Genomic DNA, 21,865 nt, shown 5'->3' with positions numbered 1-21,865 from the left:
TACGCGTGGGGATAGCCACCCCGCGCAAAACACGTTAAAAAGGACTGTTAAATTTAACAATAATTTGCTATCCTGTTAGCGTGCCAGTTTATTTTATTATGAAAGGGTGATAAACAATGAGATATTGGGTCTATATAAATGATAAAGTGGAAGGTCCTTTTGAAGAGGACAAACTTGTAACATTAGAGGGTTTTACCCCAGACACGCTGATTTGCTCGGAAACAACCGAAGCCGGAGCCAACCAGGAATGGGTAAAGGCATCAGCCATGTTTGAGTTTGATCCATTGGAATCCACCATAACCAGGGCTCTGCCCACGCCGGAAGAATTAAACACGGCGGTTAACCCCGGGACAACGGATCCCAACCTCACCCAAGCCCTCAAAGAAGCCCATTTTGCTTCTCAAAGCCCTGCACAAGAAGCCGCCCCGGTATCCACAGACGCTACCCAGCTGATTTTGGAAAAACTGGACTCTCTTACCCGGGAAATTGAAAATTTAAAACAAAAAATGGAAGAGGTTATCACCGCCTCATCCCATGCCCAGGCACTTTCGCTAAATACGCAGCATGCGGCCAACACGCAGCCGGAACCCGCGCCGGAAGTAGACATGGCCGCCAACACCATCACGCTTACAAACCGTGATATGAGCCACACCGCCTCAACGATAGAAGATTCCACCGCCAATACGGACAGCTTAGTCACCCAAGCGGAATCTTTAGTGGCACAAGCTAACCAGCCGGAAAATAAAAACGCGGATTTCCTGCACGGTATTGATTTATCTTCTGAAGACTCTTCTGCCAATCCCGCCGAATTGCCTTTAGGCGGAAAAGGGGAAGAAGAAGTGGTTCTCCGTTCCGCCTTGGATTCCCTGTACGGGGCAAAAGTGCAAGAAGAACAAACCGAAAAAGAAAAAGAATCCACTTTCCAAGACTTATTGCGCCCCCACAATGCAGTGCAAAACGCCCAAAACGCGGAAAAAACCAAACCTACGTTGGAAGACGCCTTGAAAGAAACGCAAAACGCAGGCGATACGGAACAGCAAAAAGAAGAAGTTTTACAACAATTTGCCCCCACTGAGCAAAAAGATTTTATTGCGGAAGCCTTGGCCGAAGCGGAAAAAGAAAACCAAGCAAAACAAAGCGAACAAGCTTCTTCCGCTGTGAAGGAAGAACAACCGGCTGCCCAACCGTTGGAAGGCTTAACCCCGGTCACCCCGGAACAAGAAGCCGCCATTAAACAGGATCTTCCCCAACCGGAAAATGAAGTACCTGTACTTTCTATTTCCGGATCTAAGGAAGAAGATTCCGCTTCCAAACCGGAACAAGAAGAGGCTCCCGCCGCTATGGCAGATTTGCCGCAAATGCCGCAATCTGAAGCCCAACCGGAAGAAGCTTCCCGCGACATGGGAGAAGAAGTTCCTTTAAAAACCGTCTCTTCCATGCTGCCTGGTTTGGCTTCTTTAGGAGGGGAAGAGCCCGCCGCTGAACCGGCCCCCGCCCCGCAACAAGAAGAACAAGCCACTCCGCAGGCGGCCCAAGAAGAGCAAACCGAAACCATTCAAGAATTAGTACCCGGCGCCACATTGGATAAAACAGTTCCTCCCGTAACGGTGGCTAAAGAAAAAAAAGAAGACAAAAATGAAAACGCTGACTTGCTTTCCGCCGATGATTTAAAAAATACGGAAGCGGCTCCGTTTACCGCAGAAGAAGAAGCGCTGATGGAATCTCCCGTTCCCCGCGCGGCCCAAGAACCCGCTGTCAGCCAACCGCAGCCTTCTCAGCCAGCGCAAGAAGAGCCGCAAGGCCTTGCCTCTTTGGAACCGGTTGTTGAACAACCCGCGGAGCAACAAGCCCCCGCGCCCGCTACCCAAACGGTGGAAGAACAGTTAGACGCCGCCGCCCCCGCCAATGAGCTGGAAAAAACAACCACGCAGGCGGAATACACCCCCAATGATTTAACAGAAATTGAATTAAAAGAGGGCTCCACCTATTTGATTTCTGACTTTGTGCCTCCGGCTCAAGCGGCAGATTTTGCCGCCGCCGCCCAAGCAGCTATGGCTAAGACCCAAGCAGAGCTGAAAGGGGAAAACAAAACTGAACAAAAATCGGAAGAATTGGCGGTGGAAGAAGTAGTTCCCGCCAACAACAATAATCAAGCGGCGCAAGCCCAAACGGCGCCGGCGCCGGAATCACCTCTGCCGGGTGCAGATGTCACCGTGTCTCAAATTATTTTGGAAAACACCATTAAAACAAAACGCGGCGCCGCGTTGGATATCAAAACGGTGCCTATGGTGAAAGATCCGGCCGAATCTCAACGTTTGGATTTAAGTGATACGGAACTGCAGGACGTAACCATGCAGCATGACTTAAAAGCAGCAGATCTTCCGTCTTCTCCTAAAAAGGCAAAAACGCTTGTTATGGCTGTAATGCTGTTGGTATTGATAGGGTCTATTTATGCCGGGGTAGCCTATTTGCAATTAATCCCGGACAACATAAACTTTATTAATCCCAAACCGGCGGTCTCTGATCAAACGCAAGACCAATTGGATGAAATGCTCCCGGCTGATCCGGTACAACCGGCCGCGGCTCAAGTGTCCCCCACGGACAGAGTCTTGGCGGAAGTAAAGAATTACGCCTTGCCTAACGGAATGACGCTGGAACAACTAATTGTTTCCCGCCATCCCAATGCCGCAAATATGATTGAGTGGACTATTTCCTCCGCCGTTGATCCGGACAATTACTCTGTAATGGCCAAAGTTCCGCCGGAAAATCCGCAAAGTTTCAAAATTTCCTACCGTTTTAATTACAACACGGTAACGAGAGCGTTGGAACCGACCATTTCCGATTCTAAAAACCTGCTTATGTCCGTAGGAGTAGGGAACGCCCAGCAGGCCCCGGCGGCTAACGTTCAACAACCCGTGCAGCAGCAGGCCATGCAAATGACCGCCGCTCAACAGCAAGCGTTGAGACAACAACAATTGGCTATGCAGCAAGCGCAGCAACGCACTTCCGCGCAGGCTGTACCTCCGGCGCCTCGCCAAGCGGCCGTTGCCCAACGCCCGGTGCGCTAATTGCTACATTGCTACGCTCTTTTAAAAACCGCCCTATAAAGGGCGGTTTTTTTATATATTCAACATACACATGCTAGAAACCACATATCCCAGCCAAAATACACAGCCGCCTCTTAAAAAAATCGGGCTATTATTCTAAAGATGTTTTTTAATATCTTTACCCAAAACGCTAAACGGCCTGCCAGCGTCTTTGCCGTGCCTTTAGGGGGAGGGGAAGGATAACGCTTTTAATCTTTATATACAGCCATTATAGACCGTTTACAAAGCAATTCAGCGTTTTATAACTTGGTTTATAATTTATAAGAATTTAAGAATGAAAAACCCCGCTTTCAGCGGGGTGAAAAGAACAGGCTTTTATTTATTTACCAATTCCGTTACAATATGCTTCATAATATGAAAAACCTTTTCCGTCCAGTCTAAGCTAAGCCATTCATAGGGGCCGTGGGGGTTTTCATACCCGGCAAATATATTGGGAGTAGGCAGCCCCCTAAAAGTAAGCTGCGCCCCATCGGTACCGCCGCGCACTTGGGCCAGTTTATAATCTATTCCGGCCGCCACCAGCGCATTTTTAAGCACGGTTAACGCTTGGGGATGCGCTTCCAGCACGTCTTTCATATTGCGGTATTGCTTGGTAAACGTAACCGATATTTTGGCATTAGGATATTTTTCCAGTTTTTGGTTAATAATTTCCTGCAGCTCTTTTTTGGAACTTTCAAATTTATTTAAATCATGGTCACGGACGAGCCCGCGCAGCACTGCCTGTTCCAAATTTCCTTCCATTCCCATAAACAAAATAAAGCCGTCTTCTTTATCGGTAGTTTCCGGCAGGCGGTTTTCCGGCCAAGAGGATACGATATCCGCCGCAATACGCACCGGGTTGGCCATAAAATCTTTGGCTGAACCGGGATGGCAGTTTTTACCCACTATGGAAATGGCAAATTTGTCTGCGTTAAAATTGCCATAATCAATCTCGCCCAAAGTTCCGCCGTCAATCGTGTAGGCAAAGTCCGCCCCAAAACGGTCTACATCAAAGAAAGCAATCCCGGTGCCGGTTTCCTCATCCACCGTGAAAGCTACGCGGATTTTGCCGTGTTTTACTTCCGGGTGGTCTTTCAAATAGCGGGCAAAAGTCATAATTACGGAAATACCTATTTTATCATCTCCGCCTAAAATAGTGGTTCCGTCCGAAGTCACCAAATCATTCCCTATGCATAATTTGAGGTTGGGGGTGGTGTCCGGGGAAAGGTACATCTTTTTGTCCTCGTTAATTACCAAACGACCGCCGTCATAATTAGGATGAAGTTTGGGGCAAATGCCTTTGCCGTTAAAATCACTTACCGTATCCATATGGGCAAAAAAACCAACCACCGGGGCCGGCGTGTCCGTATTAGCGGCAATGGTGGCGGTAACAAAACCGTATTCATCCATTTCCACTTCGGTAAATCCCACAGAAGGCATCTCATCGGCCAGCATTTTGGCAAACATCATTTGAGAGGCCGTCGTAGGCGTGGTTTTTTGAGTAGGGTCACTGGTAGTATCTATGGATACATATTTAATAAAACGGTCATATAATTCTTGTTTAATCTCATTCATATAAAAAGTCTCCCAAACAGTTTCATTTTATTATACAATTTATTAAATCAGGTTCCTAAGGAGGAGGAATGAAAAAACTATTTTTACTATTATCCGCCGCCGCTCTTCTTACCGGCTGCGCCACCGCAAAAAGCGAAACGGACAAGCTGGCTAATTGCAAATACGCGTTAAGAAGTGTGGAAATTTCGGACTATAATGTTAATTCTTTATCTTTTGATATCATGATTGCCATTACCAATTTAAACCGTAAAGATCCGGCTAAATTAAAACGTTTTGAGGGGGAACTGGCAATGAATGATACGCCTGTTTCCAAAATTAATTTAGAAGAAGCCACCATTCCGCCCAACGCCACCTATAACGCTAAAACGCACATCACGGTGCCCATGTCCGCCTTTAGCAGCAAGCTGTTGGGGTTGGTAAGTATGAACAGCGGCACCATTGATTACCACCTTACCGGAACCATGTATTTTGAAGGCCCGCTGGGAGCGGAAATCCCCGTACCGGTAGATGTGGGCCGCATTGGCGGATACAATACTTAGTTTTAAAAAACCCGCTTTAAAGGCGGGTTTTTTATTTTTAAATAAGCTTATACCACCTAACCAATAAAAAGCCGCTTACACATTATAAGCGGCCTTTTTACAGCGCAACCTCCATAGACTTACGTTATGGGGAAAAGTAAAAAATGAAAATTGCATATTGTATTTCACCTCAGAACAAAAAAGAAACACTAAAACCAATACAAAAACATCATTTAAATAAAAACCCCGCCGCTGGGCGGGGTTTTATTTGTTTTGGCAAATTTTATAATAAAACAAGACTTAACACCCACGCCGCAGCCGTGGCTAAAGCAAACGTAAGGGTTACCACGCGCAAAGTGTCTTTGATGCCGCTCTCGCGCAACATAACAAAAAACGTAGCCACGCAAGGCAGGTACATTGTCATAAACACACAGCATACCACCAACTGCTCTGCAGACAAATGATACGGCTCCAGCAACGCGATAGATATATCTTTGCGCAAAACCCCCAACAATAAAACAGGGGTTATTTCTCCCGGCAGGGAAAGCAAATGCTCCACCGGGAAGCGAAACACCCTCGTCAGCCAGGCCGTCAGTCCGGAAAGCTGCATTAAATCCACAATAAATACGCCGGTTAAAATAAGCGGGAACGCGTCGGACAAATACTCCTTCATGCGTATCCACAGTTTGCGCGCCAGCGGCCGCAGCTGAGGCACCTGCCAAGAGGGAATTTCCATAAACAGTTCCGGCGTTTCCCCACGCATTATTTTATTAAGCACCGTTCCGGCTAAAATACCGCTGGCAAACAAAATACCAAATACCAAAAGCAAATATTTTACCCCGTACGGCGCCAGCACGGATATGACCATAGCCGTTTGGGAAATACACGGCACCAGCACCAAAATAAGCGCCAACGCAATAATACGCTCCCGCCTGGTTTCCAGCACGCGCACGCCCATTACGGCGGGCACTTTGCACCCAAACCCCAGCATAATGGGGATAGCCCCATACCCATGCAGTCCTATTTTATGGAGCAGGCTGTCCAACAATACCGCCAAGCGGGGCAGATACCCCAAATCCCCCAAAAACCCCAACAAAGCGTAAAAAGCCAATACGTAGGACATCACATCCACCAAAGCTATTTTTAACCCGTCTGTAAGAATGCCGAAATATTGTTCGCCGCCGTCTCCCACTAAAATATGGGTTAACCAATGGCTGTCCCCCAAGCCGGCAAACAAATGCTGCATAAACGGGAAATAATAATTATCGTAGTAAGGGGAAACAAAATCAATAATATGCTCTCCCACAAAACGCACTAAAAAGAAAGAAATTACCAACACAATAAACGCCAGCGGGATGCCCGTAAGCGGGGTGGTGGCCCAATTTTGCAGATGTTCCCAAAAAGAAGGGTGTTTGTGTTTAACCGTTTGCACTTTGCTGATAATGTGGCCGATGGCGTGCCACTTCCCCTCGGAGGTGGGGGGAACGTGAAACGGCGTAGGCGGCGTTTTTTGGCTGGACAAACGGGCCGCTTGGTAAGACAGTTCCTTTAAACCTTCCCCCGTGGTTGCCACCGCGGGAATAACGGGTATGCCCAATATTTTTTCCAGCTCTTTTACATTAATTTGTATGCCTTTGCGCTGGGCTTCGTCAAACTTATTTAAAAGCAGGATAACCGGCTTTTTAAGCTGCATGATTTCCAACAAAAAATACAGGTTGCGTTCCAGGTGGGAAGAATCGGCCACGCATACAATAAAATCATATTCCAGCTCTTTAAATAAATTGCGTTTTCTGCCTTCTATCGTCCACTCTTCTTCCAAACGGTACAAACCGGGAATATCTATAATATCGTATGAATCCCCGTCAAAAACCGTTTGCCCGTAATTTAAACCCACCGTTGTGCCCGGAAAGTTAGAAGAAATAATGCCAATACCCGTTAAGCGGGAAAAGATTAAACTCTTGCCCACGTTGGGGTTTCCGGCTAACAAAAAAGTATGTTTTTTGTCCGTCACCATAATTTTTTTGGCGGTTTCTCGTCCGATGGCGACTTCCGTTCCGGATACGCTTACCACCACCGGGCTTCTGCCGGGCAGGCGGGTGACAAACTGGCCTTTTACCAGCCCCATAGCCGCCAGTTTTTCAGCGGTTTTAGCGTCTAAATTAATAGATTTAATTTGGGCCGTATTGCCTGTTTTTAACTGTTGAAGAGTGCGGGTAAAATCTTTTTCCATAATTATTTATTTAAAGTTAGTTTATCCTTACTTTTATTATACCATTACACCGCTTTCTTAGCAAGAAAAACTCCGGTCTGTCTTTTAGGCAGGCCGGAGCAGATGTTTTTTGAAGTGTAAAAAGCTAAAAACCGTCTGTATCCGCGTAATTCCGCCCGGCCACCACACGGCAGAGCTCCTGCCCCTTTGCGGTATTGGGTACACAGTTACGCACAAAAGTGCCGTCACTGCGGCGTTTTCTACCCACAATGGAATAATCTTTATCGGGGTTATTACGCTCAAACTGTACACCATAATAAAAATTCGCGTCCCCAGGCAATCTGGTTACATTATAACTTTCCGTTCTAATTAACTCCGACGTGGCGCCAGAAATATTGGCTTCCAAATTGGTGAAAGTGCATTTGGCGTCAAATTGGTTTTGATAGGTGGAATAACAAATGGCCATAGAATCTTTTAACACGCCCATCAGCTGCAAAGCTTCGGCCGAACGGGCTTTTTCCACCGCTCTTAAATACTGAGGAACCCCTACTGAGGTCAAAATCCCGATAATAAGCACCACTACCAACAATTCAATTAAAGTAAAACCCTGGTTGTTTAAACGCATACACCCTCCTAAAATAAAACCTTTTAATAATCATAGCATATTAACTGTTAATAGGGGGGGAAAAAACACGGGGTAACTATCCCGCAATGATTTTTTGTATAATAAATAGGCAAGACTTACAGATCTGTAATTTCATTTAGGAGAACTAAAACCATGGCTTATAAAGTAAATCCGGATGTTTGCATTAACTGCGGCGCTTGCGAATCCGCTTGCCCCGTTGGAGCTATTTCCGAACAAAACGGCAAAAGAGCGATTAACGAATCCGCCTGCATTGAATGCGGCGCCTGCGCTTCCACCTGCCCGGTAAGCGCTATTGCCAAATAAAAATTGCATTTACACCAAAACCGCGGCTTATCAGGCTGCGGTTTTTTTATGCAAATAAAAGCACCGGGGGATGTGCCCGGTGCTTTTTTCAGAACCGTTCGGGGGGTAAATCGAAGGTTCTGGGGGATAAAATCTGTTTAAAATATAAATCAAATATATATTAAATATCATAACAAGCTTAACAAAAAAAAGCAAGTTTTTTATTAAAAATCTTGAAAAAATAATTATTTATTTTAAGCTAATGGTTACGGGTTACCCTATTTTGTTTTACTATTTTTAATAATTTTGTAAAAAAAACCTTTCCTATTTGTATAATATATGTACCGGAGGATTATTATAATGAAAAAAATATATATGCTTTTTGTTTTAACGCTTCTGTCCGCTCCGGCTTTTTGTCAGGCGAATAGAAGTGCCATAGGGTTACAAAATGACTCCGCGGCCCAGCCGTCCGGCACCGAAGCCTTGGCCGCCAAAGTGACAGACAATGTTCCTGGAGATATTTACCGCGGGACGGTATTTGGCGCCGAGAAAAAAGATTACGCCAGCACCACTCTGGGAAAACGGGAAAGAGCCAAAACTAAATTTGTATATGATACGTCTTTAATCCGCGCCGTAAAAGTAGGCGACGCGGACCGCGTACGTATTCTGTTATTTGCCAACGTAAACGTAAATGAAAGAAACTATGCGGGTATCACTCCTTTAGCCATTGCCGCTGAAAAGGGCAACATGGACATTATTAAAATGTTGGTAGAAGAAGGAGATGCCAAAGTCAATGAAGTTTCCAGCTACGGCGTAACCCCGCTGATTGCCGCCGCGGCCGCCGGTAATGATGAAGTGGTTTCCTATTTAATTGCCCACGGCGCCAATGTAACAGCAAAGGACGATTTAGGCAAAACGGCTTTATTGCACGCCGCCGCAAAAAATAATCCCCAATTAATTCGCAGTTTAATTAAATTAAACTCCAAGGCCACCAACTTGCCGGATATAACCGGAAATACGCCGTTAATTTACGCCGCCCAGGCCGGAGCCTTGGGAAACGTAAAAGAATTAGTCTCCAACGGGGCCATGATTAATTACAAAAACCCCACCAACGGCATTTCCGCCTTGTCCGCCGCAGCGGCTGAAGGACAAGACAGCGTGGTCTCTTACTTGGTAGGAAAAGGCGCCAATATCAATGTGCGTGATTCCGGCGGACGGACCCCGTTATTCTACGCCATGGAGACTAACCACCCGGATACTTTTCGCAAATTAATTTCTTTAGGGGCCGATGTAAACGCCAAAGACGCCACCGGTAAGACGGTGTTAATGACCGCCGTGCGCCAGAACAAGATTGCATTTGTAGAAATATTGGACGGTGAAAAAAAAACTGATTTAGATGTAATAGACGACTTGGGCAACACCGCCCTGATGTACAGCGTAGAGGATCAAAGCGGGAAAATGACTTCCGCTTTAGCCAAATCCTGCGATCCGAACATCCGCGACAATGAAGGCAATACCGCCATCATGCGCGCGGCTAAAGAAAATAACCAAAAAGCCGTTTTGGCCCTTCTAAAAACAGATACGGATTTATGGGCCGTAAACAAAGACAATAAAACCGTATTTGAGTTGGCCGATGAATCCATGGCCGGCACTCCGGCGGCCTCTGTTTTAAATATTAAAAAAGCGGAAGCCAAAGACCAAAACGTATTAAGCCAAAAAGCGGCTGAAATTGCCGAACTGGAAGCCCAATTGGCAGAACAGGAAGCGCTGGTAAAAGCCTTGGAAGAAAAAGCCGCCAACAGCGGGGATGAATTGCGCGACCAACTGCGTGAGGAAGCGGAGAAAGAATTATCCGCCGCCGCCAGCGAAACCGATCAAGAAATCGCCAAATTGCAGCGCCAGTTAGAAGCGGCAAAAGCGCAAAAAGAAGCCGCTATTGATGAGGCCGTAGAAAAAAAATTAGCGGCCGCCAAAGAACAATTGCAGCCCTCGGTATTAACCGACCAAGCAGAGCAGGTGTCTGAGGCCGCCACCGTTTCTTTAGAAGATATCGCGGCTGAAATTCAAGCGGCTGAAGCTAAAGCGGCCGCCCAACAGGCTAAAGCCCGCAAAACGGCAAAAGCCAAAGCGGCTAAAGCCAAGTCTAAAGCTACCCAAAAAGTGCAAACGGCGCAAGAACAGGCCCAGGCCTTCCAGCAAGGCATAGCCCAAAGCGCCGCGGACCAAACCGCCGCTTTACAAGACGCTTATTCCCAAACGGAAAGTTTGGTTCAAGACCAAATGAATGCCGCCCAAAATATGTATAACCAAACGATGGGCACCGCGCAAAACGCGTTAGACGCGGCCGCCGCGTATGATCCGTATGCGCCTATCCCGTATGATCAGGCGGCGCAAGGCCAAATGTAAGCGAATTATTATAAAGAAAAAAGCCCCGGAAATATCCGGGGCTTTTTCTTTTGCCGCTAGAAATCTCACCGTAAGACATACGGGAGGGGAAAAACCTTTATAAAAACACAAAAAACTTTCCTCTTTAAAATAAATCCGCCGGGTTTATATAAACCCGGCGGATTTTAGTTTTTGTTCAAAAAACTTATTTCTGCTGCGTACGGCACCAGTCTAAAAAAGTACGCCAGCGGCGGTTAAGCAGTTCAGCTTCTTCCGGGGAAACAGCGGGTTTTATTTCTTCGCACGTCGTAAATAATGACCAGGAAGAGGTATCAATATTCAACGCCTGGGCCGCCAACCACGCCGTACCCATAGCGGTAGACTCGGTTTCCGGGCATTTAAGAAGCCGCGTTTGCAAAATATCCGCCTGGAACTTTAGCAAGCTTTGTATATTTGCCAACCCGCCGGATACTTTAATATCGCCAATGGATACCCCATAATTTTTAATATAGTAGGCAATGTCCGCCAGCAGAAACGCTATGCCACGCAATACCCCGGCCGCTACATCCGCCTTTTTGGTTTGGGGAGTAAAGCCGGAAAATACGGGGGAAACCGTAAAATCCCAATAAGGCGCGCCCAAACCGCCTAAAGCGGGCAAGAACCAAACGGGGTTTTGGGCTTGGGAGTACAAAAGGTCCAGCTCTTCCAAATCCACATCAAACCCAAGTTCTTTAAGCCAGGTGAATATTACGCCGGAGGCATTTACCGGCCCTTCCAAAATAAAATCACACTTTCCGTCCGTACCGGAAGCCGCCACCGAAGTCAAAATCCCCGGGATTTGTTTCAGCTCCCGCCCGGTATTATGCAAAAAGAAAGCTCCCGTTCCGTAATTAATGCTGCTGCTGCCTTCTTTAAGCCCCATACCGGCTAAAGAAGCTTGCTGGTCACCTACGCAGACCACAATGGGAACGCGGCGCTCTTTGTACTCATACATGCCGTAATCTGCCTGAGAGGGGCGGATTTGGGGCAGGAAGGCCCGTTTTACGCCAAAGGCGTTTAGCAAGTCTTCATCCCAGTCACCGGTATGGATATTAAAAAGCAGGGTGCGTTGGGCAAGAGTGGGGTCAATCGCAAACACTTCCCCATTAGTTAAACGCCAAATTAAATAGGTAGCCACCGGACCAACGGCCAGTTCTCCTTTTTGGGCCGCCTTTTGCACCGCGGGAATATTTTTAAGACACCACGCTATTTTGGCGGCGGAATAAAAAGGCGTTTTATAAAGCCCGGTCAGTTTATGTATATCCTGCTGAGGGAAAGAAACAGCATCCGCTTCTTTGGAGGCGCGCCCGTCCTGCCAGCTCAACGCGGGAGCCAACGGCTCCCCGGTGCGGCGGTTCCATAAAACCACTGTGGAACGCTGGGAAGAAACCGCTATCGCGCTGACTTCCTCCTCTTCCAATTTATCCAATAATTCATTTAATACAACCAGTTGGCTTTCCAACAGTTTAGCCGCATCATACTGGGCATACCCCTCACGCGGATGTTCGGCGCAGAGTACCTCTGTGCGTTTATATAACACCGCCCCGGACGCATCCACCGCAAAAGCGCGCGTGCCGGAACTGCCCTGGTCTATAGCTAAAATAACGTTTTTATTCATGTTCAAACCACCTATTTTCTTTTAAAAGCGTATAAGCGGCCTTATCTAAGGCCTGTAATTTTTTTGCCGCAGAGACAGGGTCAAAATCGTCTTGCAGGGCTTCTGTACTCAACAACTGTGTACCGCTATGGCGAATGGCTCCCTTAGGAGTTATGAGGCCTATGTTTACCCCTTCGGACACAAAGGCAAAGCGCTCGTTTTCTCTGGATCTGTCAAATATGTTGCGTCCAAAAGCAGTATACGGCACACTCAACCCGGTAAGGGCGTAAATGGTGGGAGCCAAATCCATTTGAGATACCGTAATATTACGCCGTACCGCCGGTAAAATTTTAGGGGCGTACATCACTAACGGAATACGGAATTTATCGTATAAAGAATCCGTTTTGGCGCCGGAGGTATGGTCCGCCACAAAAATAAAGATGGTATTATCAAACCAACCGTCCTGTTTGGCTTTTTCAAGGAATTCCCCAATAGACCAATCCGCATAAGCCAGCGTATTTTTAAATCCGCTGTCCCAGTCATCTCCCGTATATTTATCAAATTGCGGCAACGTGCGGGCAAACGGCTCATGGGTAATGCCGGTAAATACCATAGCGAAGAAATTCTTTTCTTTACGGTTTTTAATTTTATCCGCCGCGAACATTAGCGCGTCGTAATCATACCCAAAAGGAGCTTTTTCTTCATACGGCAGCAATTCAGGGATATCTTCCCAGCCATAGGAGTCTTGCATTCCTAAAAAAGAAGCCAGCGCGCACAGCCGGTAAGAGTCTCTTTTAGATGTTTGCGCAAACAAAGTGTAATACCCGGCGTCACTAAAGTTTTTAGGCATGGAAGACAGCGCATTCATCTCCAACCCATACCCAAACATAGGCAGCCCCGGTACCAGCGGCACCCCGGCCAATACGGCCGCAAAACCAAACATGCTGCGCAGGCCCGAAGCATAGGCATTGTTAAAAACAACCCCTTCGGAAACAATCTTGTCAAACACGGGTGTCACCCCATAACTGCCGCCGGAAAGGGAATCCACAAACCGCGGGTGCCACCCTTCCAGCAAAACAATCATAATATTGATATCTTTTAAATTAGAGGCTTCTTGTTTGGTGCGCATAAGAGGATAGCGCGCGTCAGCGGCGATTTCATCCGGGGAAAATAATTCTTCGCGCGCAATCAAAATAGCCTCTTCCGCGGGGAAAGGATTCTCTATATCCACCTGCCCTTTGCGCCCCACCTGGTAGGCGGTAAAAGCTCCGTTCAGGGTCAAGGCCGCAGCGGAAGGGGTTTGGGCATAATTATACACATCAGCCACGCCCAAAGATTTACCAATTCCCAAATGGCCGCGGATACCCATTACAATTAAAATAATAATAAGCAACAGCTTTCCGCCTTCTGCCAAAGGGGAGCCAAATTCCGGCTTAAAACTTGTTTTAATCTTATAGCGTATAAAAAATATAGCCGCGGCAAAAACCGCCAACAACCCCAACAGCGGCCATAAAGCGGGGCCGAACATATAGGAAATGACAAAATCCCAATCGTGCGAGATTTGTATAATTTCCTCCGCAATATGGCGGTTTACCTTAGGGAAATAAATCAAATCCGCCGCCAATAAACCCGCCAATATCAACAGCACCAAAGAAATAATATATAACAGCCACTTGGCCCACCGGCGGGAATTAACCGGCAAATTTAACAGAAAAACCAGCGGCCCCAAAAACAAGGCAATACAAGAAAAATCAAACCGGAGCCCATTTAAAAACGCACTTTTTATTTCTTGCGCAGTCAACGCCGCGAACAAAGAGTGATAGCACTCAAACAACGCCAAACGCGCCGCCGTAAACATTAACGCGGCCAATAACACAATGTAAATAGACCAACGAAAACGAAAGTCCGTCTTTTGCGGTTTTTTAATCCACATATTCTTACTCCGTTTTTTTAAGTTCCAAATCCGTCTGCTGGGTTTGGCTGCCCAACGCGGCAATTTTTGCTTTGTCCTCGGGCGATACGGCCTCATCTTGCAATAAAGCCTCTACCGTACTTTGGGTAGGCACCAGCGTTTTTTGAAGCAATTTAAGCGAGCGCAGCAACTCCACCACTTTTTGCTTGTCCGCAAAATGCATGTGGGACGTTGCTTTAAGCTCCGCCAGGTAATTCACCCCAAAATGCCGGGTGAAACCTTGCTTTTGCATAAGGGAGACAATCTCTTTTTTCAAACGTTCATATTCCGCCAACGCCGCCCCGCAGCGGTCTATTTTGTCGCTTAAGTCTTCCTGCTCGGTTTTTGGGGCGGATTTTTGATTGCTGCTGTCCGGCGCAGAAGAAGCCAAACGGGCTCCGTAAGCGCCGGCAGAGGGGGAATAATCTTTACCGGTAAACACAGGGCAAATGTCATGGTAGTCGCACCAACGGCATTGGCTTTCACCGGGGGTGGGGGCAAACTTGCCCGCGCGGATATCATCCGCCACAGCCAAAACCCCCTGCCAAAACTCAAAAATCTGCTTGTCATCGGCCCGTTCAAAATACATTTCTTTTAATGTGGGCAGATGATAAAAACAAAGTTTTTCCACTTTAATTTCTTTCACGGAGGGATCTGTTTGCTGTACCAAAGATTTAATAGCGGGGCTCATTTCCGCTACTTTTTGATACATAAACAGCTGGTCCGGCGCGCGCTCTACCGTTTTGCCGGTTTTATAGTCTAAAATCATCACCTTGCCGTCGCCCAAATAATCAATGCGGTCCAAAATGCTGATTAAATTTAAACCGTCCGTTTCTAAAGTGGATTTCATTTCTACGGAAAGCGGATGGGCAAAAGTGGCTTGGTGCTTTTGATAATAAGAGGTTATAATGCGGCGCCCTTCCTCATACCCTTCTTTTTCTTTGAGTAAAGAAGCATAGCCTTTTTTTTCATAAGAAGTGGAGTTCCAGTCCTTAGTAAAAAAATCAAGCGCCTGTTCCAAAGAGGGGAAAACCGGATTTTTTACATCGTAGATATATTCCATCACGCTGTGCAACGCGGAACCAAACGCAAAATAATATTTGGGTTTTTCCGGAAGCATATGCACATAACGGAATTTGTATTTTTGCGGGCATTCTTTGTACATGCCCAATTTAGAATAAGAAAAAGACAAATTTTTAGCCATCTGATACCCCGTCTGTATTGTTATTAGAATTCTAGCATTTTTCCCCGAAAAGGCATACTTTTTTTTATCTTAATTTTACAGGCGGCACCCCGGCCGCTTAACCCCTCTTTCAGATTAATGCCCCAAACCCGCGCATCCGCCCCTTAACAAACGGTTAGGGAGCAACAAAACAGGCTTTCGCAACGCGCCGAAAGCCTGCAAGTTTGATATTACGCCGACAACTGCCACTTTTCTACTTTTTCTCTATAGAAAATCCCTTTACCACGGGGCGGCCTTTCCCCGAAGACGCCGGCTCTTGCGAAGCGGTAGAAGGGGCAGGCTGGTCTTGATATTGAGCAAAACCGCGAACTACTTTATGAGAGCTCTCAACAGGCGCGCTTTTCTCCGCGGCGGCAGCCGCCGCTTCCACCTGATTGGGAATTAAAATCTGCGGGCGGATGTATTCCAAAAATTTAGACGTATAAGGAAGCGCGTCTAATTTGGCGGCCAGCAGATTTAAGGACTGGTTGTAAAGCGACGGATACAAATTTAATAAATCTACCAAATCGCTTACACACTGGGCGGATTCGCGCGAAAGCTTATCCAGCTGAGAAACGAAATAAATCTCCGGTTCCGGCTTGCCGGCGGCGGTTAACATTTTTTGGGATTTAAGCGCTTTTTCCTCCCACTCTCTATACCGCACATCCAAACGGATTAACTGCTGGCGTAAGCCTAAAATCAAACCTTGATATTGTTCCGGCGTGGCTGGATACAGCTGAATTAAACGCGCCCATTCACGGAAAAACCCGGGGAGCAAATCCGGGGCGTCTTCCAACGGGGAAAAGGCGATTAAACCCGGAATGTCTTTATCTTTGGGCGGTAAAAATTTAGCGTTTCTCTCCCGCACCAAAGCGGCGGCCCAGCGCATCCGGTCAGCGGTAACGGTTTCCGTCCATTCTTTTAAAATCAAAGCGTTTTGTTCATTATGCGCTTTAAGTAAAGCCATTTTTTGGGCTTGTTCCAATTCTTTGTTCAACATAATGCCCATTACTTCCTGCTGATGTATATTGTATGCCGCTTTAGAAGAATATAAATCCGTCTTTAAAATGGCTTTAAGCTGCTTGCTGGATACATTATTGACCGCATTTTTAGCAGCCGCTTTTGCGCTGGTCTTTTTGGCTACTTTGGCGGCCTTGTTTACTATGGTTTTTATCGTCTGTTTAGGCGCTTGCGCAAAGCCCGGCGTTCCAAGCAACCCAAGGGCCAATATTGCATATATCGTTTTCTTCATAAGACTTGCTCCTCATAAGTTTGCTTATAATTTCAGATTTTTTGAATATAATAAATTTCTTTTCAGATACGCCAGTAAAAAAAAGACCTATTTCTTTAAACGTAAAATTTTTTTCTAGGACCTTTTTTCTCTCTCCCCGTCTAAGAAAATATAAATAAGTTTAAAAAATACGCAAAATAAAAACTAAAAATTCTCTTTGTCTTTTTCTCTTTGTCTTTAAAAAAGGAAGAAAACCCCATTAAACTCTTTAATTTCATTTTGTATGTTTGTTTATTTTTTTGTAGAATATGTAAAGAAAATGTTAACGCCCCCATAGCTCAATGGATAGAGCACCTGCCTTCTAAGCAGGGGATATAGGTTCGATTCCTATTGGGGGTAAATTTTGTATAGTGCACGCTGACAGCTTTATTGGCTGCCGGCATTTTTTTTGGATTGATTAAGCCATTTTGCAGGGAATCATTAAAAAATGTATTCTAAGCAGGCCGCGCGGAAAGGCTCCGCCGGCTTTTTATTTATCCTCGGCCCCGCTTTTGCCAAAGGGAAAGAAGTTCCCTTCCCTGTTAAAAGCCCTAGTTAAAAATGGGGTCTTTTGACCCTGGTTTTATTTACAACTAAAAATTATCATAAGAAAAAGGAGCCCCTCATGCTAAAAAAATATTTTTCTTTTTTCTTATTAACTTTCTTGATGCTAAGCGCTTTCTGCGCCTATGCCCTGCCTACCGCGCCACTGGTAGGCTATAAACAGGACATGGACTCTTTCTTAACATCCAAATTGGTCAACAATGAGCCCATTACTTATTGCATCTATTTAGGCAAGCCCGCGCTGGAGTTTACCAACCCGCAAGATTTTGACGACACCTTTAAACTGGCTGTTAAATTGTGGATGGTGCACACATCCCAACTAATCCGTTTGACAGGACAAGAAAAAGGAATGGCCCCCGTTTTAGCCGTATTGGAAAAGGACCCTAATTTACAGTTATTGCCTGAGTGTGATTTTTCCAGATATCCGGCAGAAAGCCTGAAATTTTTGGATTTTCCGCCCTCCGGCAAAAAAGTGCCCACTGCGGATTTGTCCGTATTTGTGGAAGACAGTTTTTTCTCACATCTAAGGGGAGAAAAAGAATTAGAGGCGTTCTTTTCTTACCAAAGCCACCCGCACATTGTCATTCCCGCTTCATATTATCGGGTAAATCCCTCTAACATAAAAATGTTTGGGGATAAAGCCCAGCAATTTATTTCTTTGCGCAAACAAATTTTAGCCACCCCCAATCACGATGTTAAACAAATAAACACTTTGCTTATTGAGTTAATGAAAGTATTGTATGAATCAGTAGACTATAACCCTCACAGCATTCTGTATGCTTTACAGCACGAACTGGGCCATGCTTTCGGGCTGGCTGATCAAAGGGCTTCCGCCGATAACGGAGATTTAATCCACGGGACGATAAACCCCCGCTCCGGCATTATGGATAATTTTACCACCTATCTGACATGCGACGACGCGGACGGCCTCGTTTTATTACTTCACGAAGCGCTGAACTTAAACCACGAACATTTTTCTTCCCTCTGCCGGGACGGTGTCAAATTTATTGGCGGGAAAGAGGAACTTTCCACACCTAAAAAGCGCGTCATCCGCGCGGGGGCCAACACGCTGGCCCGCACTTACTATCCGCAGACCGCCGACGACGGAGTGTATTTACTGGAAGACAGCAAATACGTAAGCACCTATACGGACGAAGACACCAAAAAGATTTACTATTTATTTGACTTTTCCCGCATGCCTAAAGGGGTGGGCGGTTTTCAAAGCCAAAAAGGACATATGAAAATGCTGGACATAAACAATAATCCAGAAAAACGCGTGCCGGTGGGGGAACATTTCTCCCAACTTACCTTAGGCCCCGGCCCCGCGCACAAACAAATTTTAAAAGAAAAATACGACGACAGCGGCAACCTGCTCTCTTACACGCTGGAAATATATGATGAAGAAGTGTTAACGGAAACCCGCACCAAAACCTTTTAAACGCCGCTGGCCGCATTTTAACTTCCGCCCCGGGCACATACGACGGCCCGGGGCGGAATTTTGTATAATAATTAAAAGCTTTTTTATTTAATACAGGAGATGAAGCTATGGCTTGCAAAACCAAGTGTGTTTGTTCCCAGCTGCAACAGCACCGCTGCAAATTTCAGCCCGTGCTGCCCAATATCTTAAAGAAAGGACCGGCCAGCGTAAAAGCCAAAACCGGCAAAGCCACCAAAAGCGTGGCGGACCAGGCCGCCGTTAAAAGAATTTTCCCCAATACCTACGGCCTTCCGGAAATTTCCTTTGTAAAAGGCGCTAACGCGGCCGCCTGCAAAAAAGCCGTACGCGTAGGCGTGGTATTATCCGGCGGGCAGGCTCCCGGAGGGCACAACGTCATTGCAGGCCTTTTGGACGGGCTTAAAAAAGCCAATTCCCGCAACAAACTGTTTGGGTTCTTAGGCGGCCCCAGCGGTATTGTGGAAAATAAATTTGTGGAAATCACCCCCGCTTTAATGAAAGACTACCGCAACACCGGCGGGTTTGACTTAATCCAATCCGGCCGCACCAAAATTGAAACGGATGAACAATTACAGGCCGCTAAAGACAATTTAATTAAAAACAAAATGGACGCTTTGGTGGTAGTGGGGGGGGACGACTCCAACACCAACGCCTGCGTCATTGCCGAATATTTAAAACAACAAGGGGTGGACATCAGCGTAATCGGCGTACCCAAGACCATTGACGGAGACCTGAAAAACGCGCAAATTGAAACTTCTTTCGGTTTTGACACCGCCACCAAAATTTACGCTGAAATGGTGGGAAACATCTGCCGCGACGTAAACTCCGCCCGCAAATACTGGCACTTTATCCGCTTAATGGGCAGAAGCGCGTCCCACATCGCGTTGGAAGTGGCGCTTAAAACCCAGCCCAACGCCGTACTGATTGGTGAAGAAGTGCTGGCCAAAAAGATGACTTTGGCCCAAGTGGTGGATTATTTGGCCAAAATCATTGCCGCGCGCGCCAAACAAGGCAAAAACTTCGGTGTGTGCTTGGTTCCGGAAGGGTTGATTGAATTTATCCCGGAAATGAAGGAACTGATTGCCGCTTTGAACGACTTGCTTTCCGACAATGAAGCCGAACTGGCTAAAATGAACACCATTTCCGAAAAGAAAGATTTCATTATCTCCAAGCTGCCGGCCAAGCTGGCGGATTTGATGAAATCCCTCCCCGCCGGCATCGCCAGCCAGCTCATGCTGGACCGCGACCCGCACGGCAACGTACAGGTTTCCTTAATTGAAACGGAAAAATTATTGGTGGAAATGCTGCGCGTAAAATTGGCGGACATGAAAAAAGCCGGTAAATACAACGGCAAATTTTCCGCCATTACGCATTTCTTCGGGTATGAAGGCCGCTGCGGCGTGCCCTCTTCCTTTGATGCCAACTACACCTACGCCCTGGGCTATAACGCCGCTGTATTGGCTTTGAACAAATGCTCCGGCTATTTGTCTTCCGTACGCAAGCTGACCAAAAAGCCCCAGGATTGGGAATGCGGCGGTATTCCGCTTACCATGATGATGAACATTGAACGCCGCAAAGGGAAAGAAAAACCCGTTATTCGCAAGGCATTGGTGGAATTAAAAGGGGAACCCTTCAAATTCTTAACCAAAAACCGCGAAGCGTGGGCAGTAAGCGAATCCTATGTATTCCCCGGCCCCATCCAGTTCTTTGGGCCCGCCGAGGTAACGGACATGACCACCATCACCTTACTGTTTGAACAAGGCAAAAAACGCAAATAAGCTTTATTTGCACCTAAAACCCGGGCCCCAAAAGCCCGGGTTTTTTATGCCGTACGCCACGGGCAAGAATTTTATAAAATATACCTGTTAAAAAACACGCTTCATGCACGCAACCAGATACAACCTCTGAGGGGGGCAGCGCAATTTATGGGTTTACACCGGGTAAAAACGTTGCTTTCCGGAAGCGGCGGGTAACAAAACAACATAAATTCACTCCATATTATTTTTATGAGAACAGAACAAGTAAAAGAATTCTTAAAACAACACGGCTTTTTAGACCGCTATATTCAAAACCCCACTTCCAGCGCCACGGTGGAGCTGGCCGCACAGGCTATCGGTTGTGAACCGGGCCGCATAGCCAAAACATTGGGTTTTGTAACCAGGCAAGGCCCTTTGGTGGTGGTGGCCTGCGGAACGGCAAAGGTGGATAACGCCAAATACAAGGCGGTTTTCCATGAAAAAGCCCGCTTTATGAAGTTTGACGAGGTGGAACCCTTAACCGGACACCCGGTAGGAGGCGTTTGCCCGTTTGCGCTTAACCCGCAGGTAAAAGTTTATTTAGACGCCAGCCTAAAAGCCTTTGACCCCGTTTACCCCGCCGCCGGCGCGCCGGATAATGCAGTTAAGCTTTCTTTGCAGGAATTGCAAACCCTAACAAACGGGGCGTGGATAGACGTTTGCAAATAATATTGCCTATTTAACTTGTTTTTGATATAGTAATAAAAAATTATTTAAAGGAGGAGTTATGAATTATTTGTTAGACCCAATCCGTAAACATTATATTGATTTCAACGGCCGGGCCAACCGCACACAGTTCTGGCTATGGGCGCTGTGGCTGGCCGGTATTTCAATTGCTTTGCAAATCTTAGTATTCATAGGCGCTATGATGGACTCTGGCTTTCTTAGCGGGCTGTTTTCTTTAGTTTTGATTTTGTTTGGTTTGGGCACTATCCTTCCCGGGCTGGCCATTACCGCGCGCCGCTTGCACGATATTGACCGTTCCGCTTGGTGGATTCTTATTGCTTTAGTCCCTTTTATTGGAGCCATCGTCTTGCTTATTTTTGAACTGCTTCCCGGCACACCGGGGGAAAACCGTTTTGGGCAAATTCCCCAATAAAAACAAAAAACTACAACCCCGGCGCAAGCCGGGGTTTTTTATAACTACTGCTCACAATAAACCCCGGGCGTAAGCCCGAGGGATGGAGTGTGTATCCCCAAATCTTCATATTTAGTACCATCTCAATATGGAACTTACCAAATTAAGTCACTGCGTTTATCACTGCCGAT

General features: G+C 46.5%; 15 protein-coding genes and 1 tRNA gene. 9 read left to right on the top strand and 7 right to left on the bottom strand.

Translation table 11 applies throughout. The annotated features are described in order from the left end of the window. Window positions 1–116: 116 nt before the first annotated feature. The gene (locus tag ACQY33_RS07370) at window positions 117–3,068 is read left to right on the top strand and encodes a hypothetical protein (RefSeq protein WP_428075428.1); all 2,952 of its coding nucleotides are present in this window, start codon (window positions 117–119) and stop codon (window positions 3,066–3,068) included. A gap of 354 nt (window positions 3,069–3,422) precedes the next feature. Here the strand turns inward: ACQY33_RS07370 and pepT are convergent, their stop codons facing one another. Continuing rightward, entirely contained in the window at window positions 3,423–4,661 is a 1,239-nt protein-coding gene (gene pepT / locus ACQY33_RS07365; RefSeq protein WP_428075426.1) for a peptidase T, read from the bottom strand. A gap of 68 nt (window positions 4,662–4,729) precedes the next feature. On the opposite strand from pepT, the gene ACQY33_RS07360 reads away from it, so the two are divergent. Beyond that, a complete protein-coding gene (locus ACQY33_RS07360) occupies window positions 4,730–5,200 on the top strand; it encodes a lipoprotein (protein WP_428075424.1) in 471 nt (156 codons plus the stop codon). Between the two features lie 262 nt (window positions 5,201–5,462). On the opposite strand, the gene ACQY33_RS07355 is transcribed toward ACQY33_RS07360, so the two are convergent. Together ACQY33_RS07355 and ACQY33_RS07350 are read right to left on the bottom strand one after the other, a co-directional pair. Beyond that, window positions 5,463–7,409 (bottom strand): FeoB small GTPase domain-containing protein, encoded by a 1,947-nt coding sequence (locus tag ACQY33_RS07355; RefSeq protein WP_428075422.1) that lies wholly within the window; start codon window positions 7,407–7,409, stop codon window positions 5,463–5,465. Window positions 7,410–7,533: 124 nt separating this feature from the next. Then, window positions 7,534–8,013 (bottom strand): pilin, encoded by a 480-nt coding sequence (locus ACQY33_RS07350; RefSeq protein ID WP_428075420.1) that lies wholly within the window; start codon window positions 8,011–8,013, stop codon window positions 7,534–7,536. A gap of 153 nt (window positions 8,014–8,166) precedes the next feature. Between ACQY33_RS07350 and ACQY33_RS07345 the strand changes: the two genes are divergently transcribed. Further along, a complete protein-coding gene (locus tag ACQY33_RS07345; protein ID WP_428075418.1) occupies window positions 8,167–8,337 on the top strand; it encodes an indolepyruvate ferredoxin oxidoreductase subunit alpha in 171 nt (56 codons plus the stop codon). Window positions 8,338–8,676: 339 nt separating this feature from the next. After that, window positions 8,677–10,722, top strand: coding sequence for an ankyrin repeat domain-containing protein (locus ACQY33_RS07340; protein ID WP_428075416.1), 2,046 nt, complete (start codon window positions 8,677–8,679; stop codon window positions 10,720–10,722). A gap of 184 nt (window positions 10,723–10,906) precedes the next feature. On the opposite strand, the gene ACQY33_RS07335 is transcribed toward ACQY33_RS07340, so the two are convergent. The 4 genes from ACQY33_RS07335 to ACQY33_RS07320 form a co-directional block, all read right to left on the bottom strand. Beyond that, window positions 10,907–12,358 carry an FGGY family carbohydrate kinase gene (locus ACQY33_RS07335; protein WP_428075414.1) on the bottom strand — a complete coding sequence of 484 codons (1,452 nt, stop codon included), beginning with the start codon at window positions 12,356–12,358 and terminating at the stop codon, window positions 10,907–10,909. Next, complete coding sequence (locus ACQY33_RS07330; RefSeq protein ID WP_428075412.1) at window positions 12,351–14,270, bottom strand: LTA synthase family protein; 1,920 nt, start codon at window positions 14,268–14,270, stop codon at window positions 12,351–12,353. The genes ACQY33_RS07335 and ACQY33_RS07330 overlap by 8 nt, the downstream gene beginning before the upstream one ends. 4 nt (window positions 14,271–14,274) lie before the next feature. Beyond that, window positions 14,275–15,492: a RecB family exonuclease gene (locus ACQY33_RS07325; protein WP_428075410.1), complete on the bottom strand. Its 1,218-nt coding sequence runs from the start codon at window positions 15,490–15,492 to the stop codon at window positions 14,275–14,277. Between the two features lie 232 nt (window positions 15,493–15,724). Continuing rightward, the gene (locus tag ACQY33_RS07320; protein WP_428075408.1) at window positions 15,725–16,762 is read right to left on the bottom strand and encodes a hypothetical protein; all 1,038 of its coding nucleotides are present in this window, start codon (window positions 16,760–16,762) and stop codon (window positions 15,725–15,727) included. Window positions 16,763–17,068: 306 nt separating this feature from the next. Between ACQY33_RS07320 and ACQY33_RS07315 the strand changes: the two genes are divergently transcribed. The 5 genes from ACQY33_RS07315 to ACQY33_RS07295 all read left to right on the top strand — a co-directional run bounded on the left by ACQY33_RS07315 (window position 17,069) and on the right by ACQY33_RS07295 (window position 21,695). Next, window positions 17,069–17,140: transfer RNA gene (locus ACQY33_RS07315), tRNA-Arg, on the top strand. 265 nt (window positions 17,141–17,405) lie between these two features. Beyond that, window positions 17,406–18,782: a hypothetical protein gene (locus ACQY33_RS07310; RefSeq protein ID WP_428075406.1), complete on the top strand. Its 1,377-nt coding sequence runs from the start codon at window positions 17,406–17,408 to the stop codon at window positions 18,780–18,782. Between the two features lie 107 nt (window positions 18,783–18,889). Then, window positions 18,890–20,578 carry a diphosphate--fructose-6-phosphate 1-phosphotransferase gene (locus ACQY33_RS07305; protein ID WP_428075404.1) on the top strand — a complete coding sequence of 563 codons (1,689 nt, stop codon included), beginning with the start codon at window positions 18,890–18,892 and terminating at the stop codon, window positions 20,576–20,578. A gap of 228 nt (window positions 20,579–20,806) precedes the next feature. Further along, entirely contained in the window at window positions 20,807–21,265 is a 459-nt protein-coding gene (locus ACQY33_RS07300) for a YbaK/EbsC family protein (RefSeq protein WP_428075402.1), read from the top strand. A 58-nt stretch (window positions 21,266–21,323) separates the two neighbouring features. Then, window positions 21,324–21,695 (top strand): DUF805 domain-containing protein, encoded by a 372-nt coding sequence (locus ACQY33_RS07295; RefSeq protein WP_428075400.1) that lies wholly within the window; start codon window positions 21,324–21,326, stop codon window positions 21,693–21,695. Window positions 21,696–21,865 lie beyond the last annotated feature (170 nt).

The organism is Candidatus Avelusimicrobium aviculae (assembly GCF_949292495.1).
In the GTDB taxonomy this organism is placed as follows: Bacteria; Elusimicrobiota; Elusimicrobia; order Elusimicrobiales; family Elusimicrobiaceae; genus Avelusimicrobium; species Avelusimicrobium aviculae.
This window is presented reverse-complemented; position numbering and strand designations above follow the sequence as displayed.

Coding starts and splice junctions, on each gene's coding strand:
- ACQY33_RS07370 (WP_428075428.1), top strand. CDS start 117: ATGAGATATTGGGTCTATATAAATGATAAAGTGGAAGGTCCTTTTGAA.
- pepT (WP_428075426.1), bottom strand. CDS start 4,661: ATGAATGAGATTAAACAAGAATTATATGACCGTTTTATTAAATATGTA.
- ACQY33_RS07360 (WP_428075424.1), top strand. CDS start 4,730: ATGAAAAAACTATTTTTACTATTATCCGCCGCCGCTCTTCTTACCGGC.
- ACQY33_RS07355 (WP_428075422.1), bottom strand. CDS start 7,409: ATGGAAAAAGATTTTACCCGCACTCTTCAACAGTTAAAAACAGGCAAT.
- ACQY33_RS07350 (WP_428075420.1), bottom strand. CDS start 8,013: ATGCGTTTAAACAACCAGGGTTTTACTTTAATTGAATTGTTGGTAGTG.
- ACQY33_RS07345 (WP_428075418.1), top strand. CDS start 8,167: ATGGCTTATAAAGTAAATCCGGATGTTTGCATTAACTGCGGCGCTTGC.
- ACQY33_RS07340 (WP_428075416.1), top strand. CDS start 8,677: ATGAAAAAAATATATATGCTTTTTGTTTTAACGCTTCTGTCCGCTCCG.
- ACQY33_RS07335 (WP_428075414.1), bottom strand. CDS start 12,358: ATGAATAAAAACGTTATTTTAGCTATAGACCAGGGCAGTTCCGGCACG.
- ACQY33_RS07330 (WP_428075412.1), bottom strand. CDS start 14,270: ATGTGGATTAAAAAACCGCAAAAGACGGACTTTCGTTTTCGTTGGTCT.
- ACQY33_RS07325 (WP_428075410.1), bottom strand. CDS start 15,492: ATGGCTAAAAATTTGTCTTTTTCTTATTCTAAATTGGGCATGTACAAA.
- ACQY33_RS07320 (WP_428075408.1), bottom strand. CDS start 16,762: ATGAAGAAAACGATATATGCAATATTGGCCCTTGGGTTGCTTGGAACG.
- ACQY33_RS07310 (WP_428075406.1), top strand. CDS start 17,406: ATGCTAAAAAAATATTTTTCTTTTTTCTTATTAACTTTCTTGATGCTA.
- ACQY33_RS07305 (WP_428075404.1), top strand. CDS start 18,890: ATGGCTTGCAAAACCAAGTGTGTTTGTTCCCAGCTGCAACAGCACCGC.
- ACQY33_RS07300 (WP_428075402.1), top strand. CDS start 20,807: ATGAGAACAGAACAAGTAAAAGAATTCTTAAAACAACACGGCTTTTTA.
- ACQY33_RS07295 (WP_428075400.1), top strand. CDS start 21,324: ATGAATTATTTGTTAGACCCAATCCGTAAACATTATATTGATTTCAAC.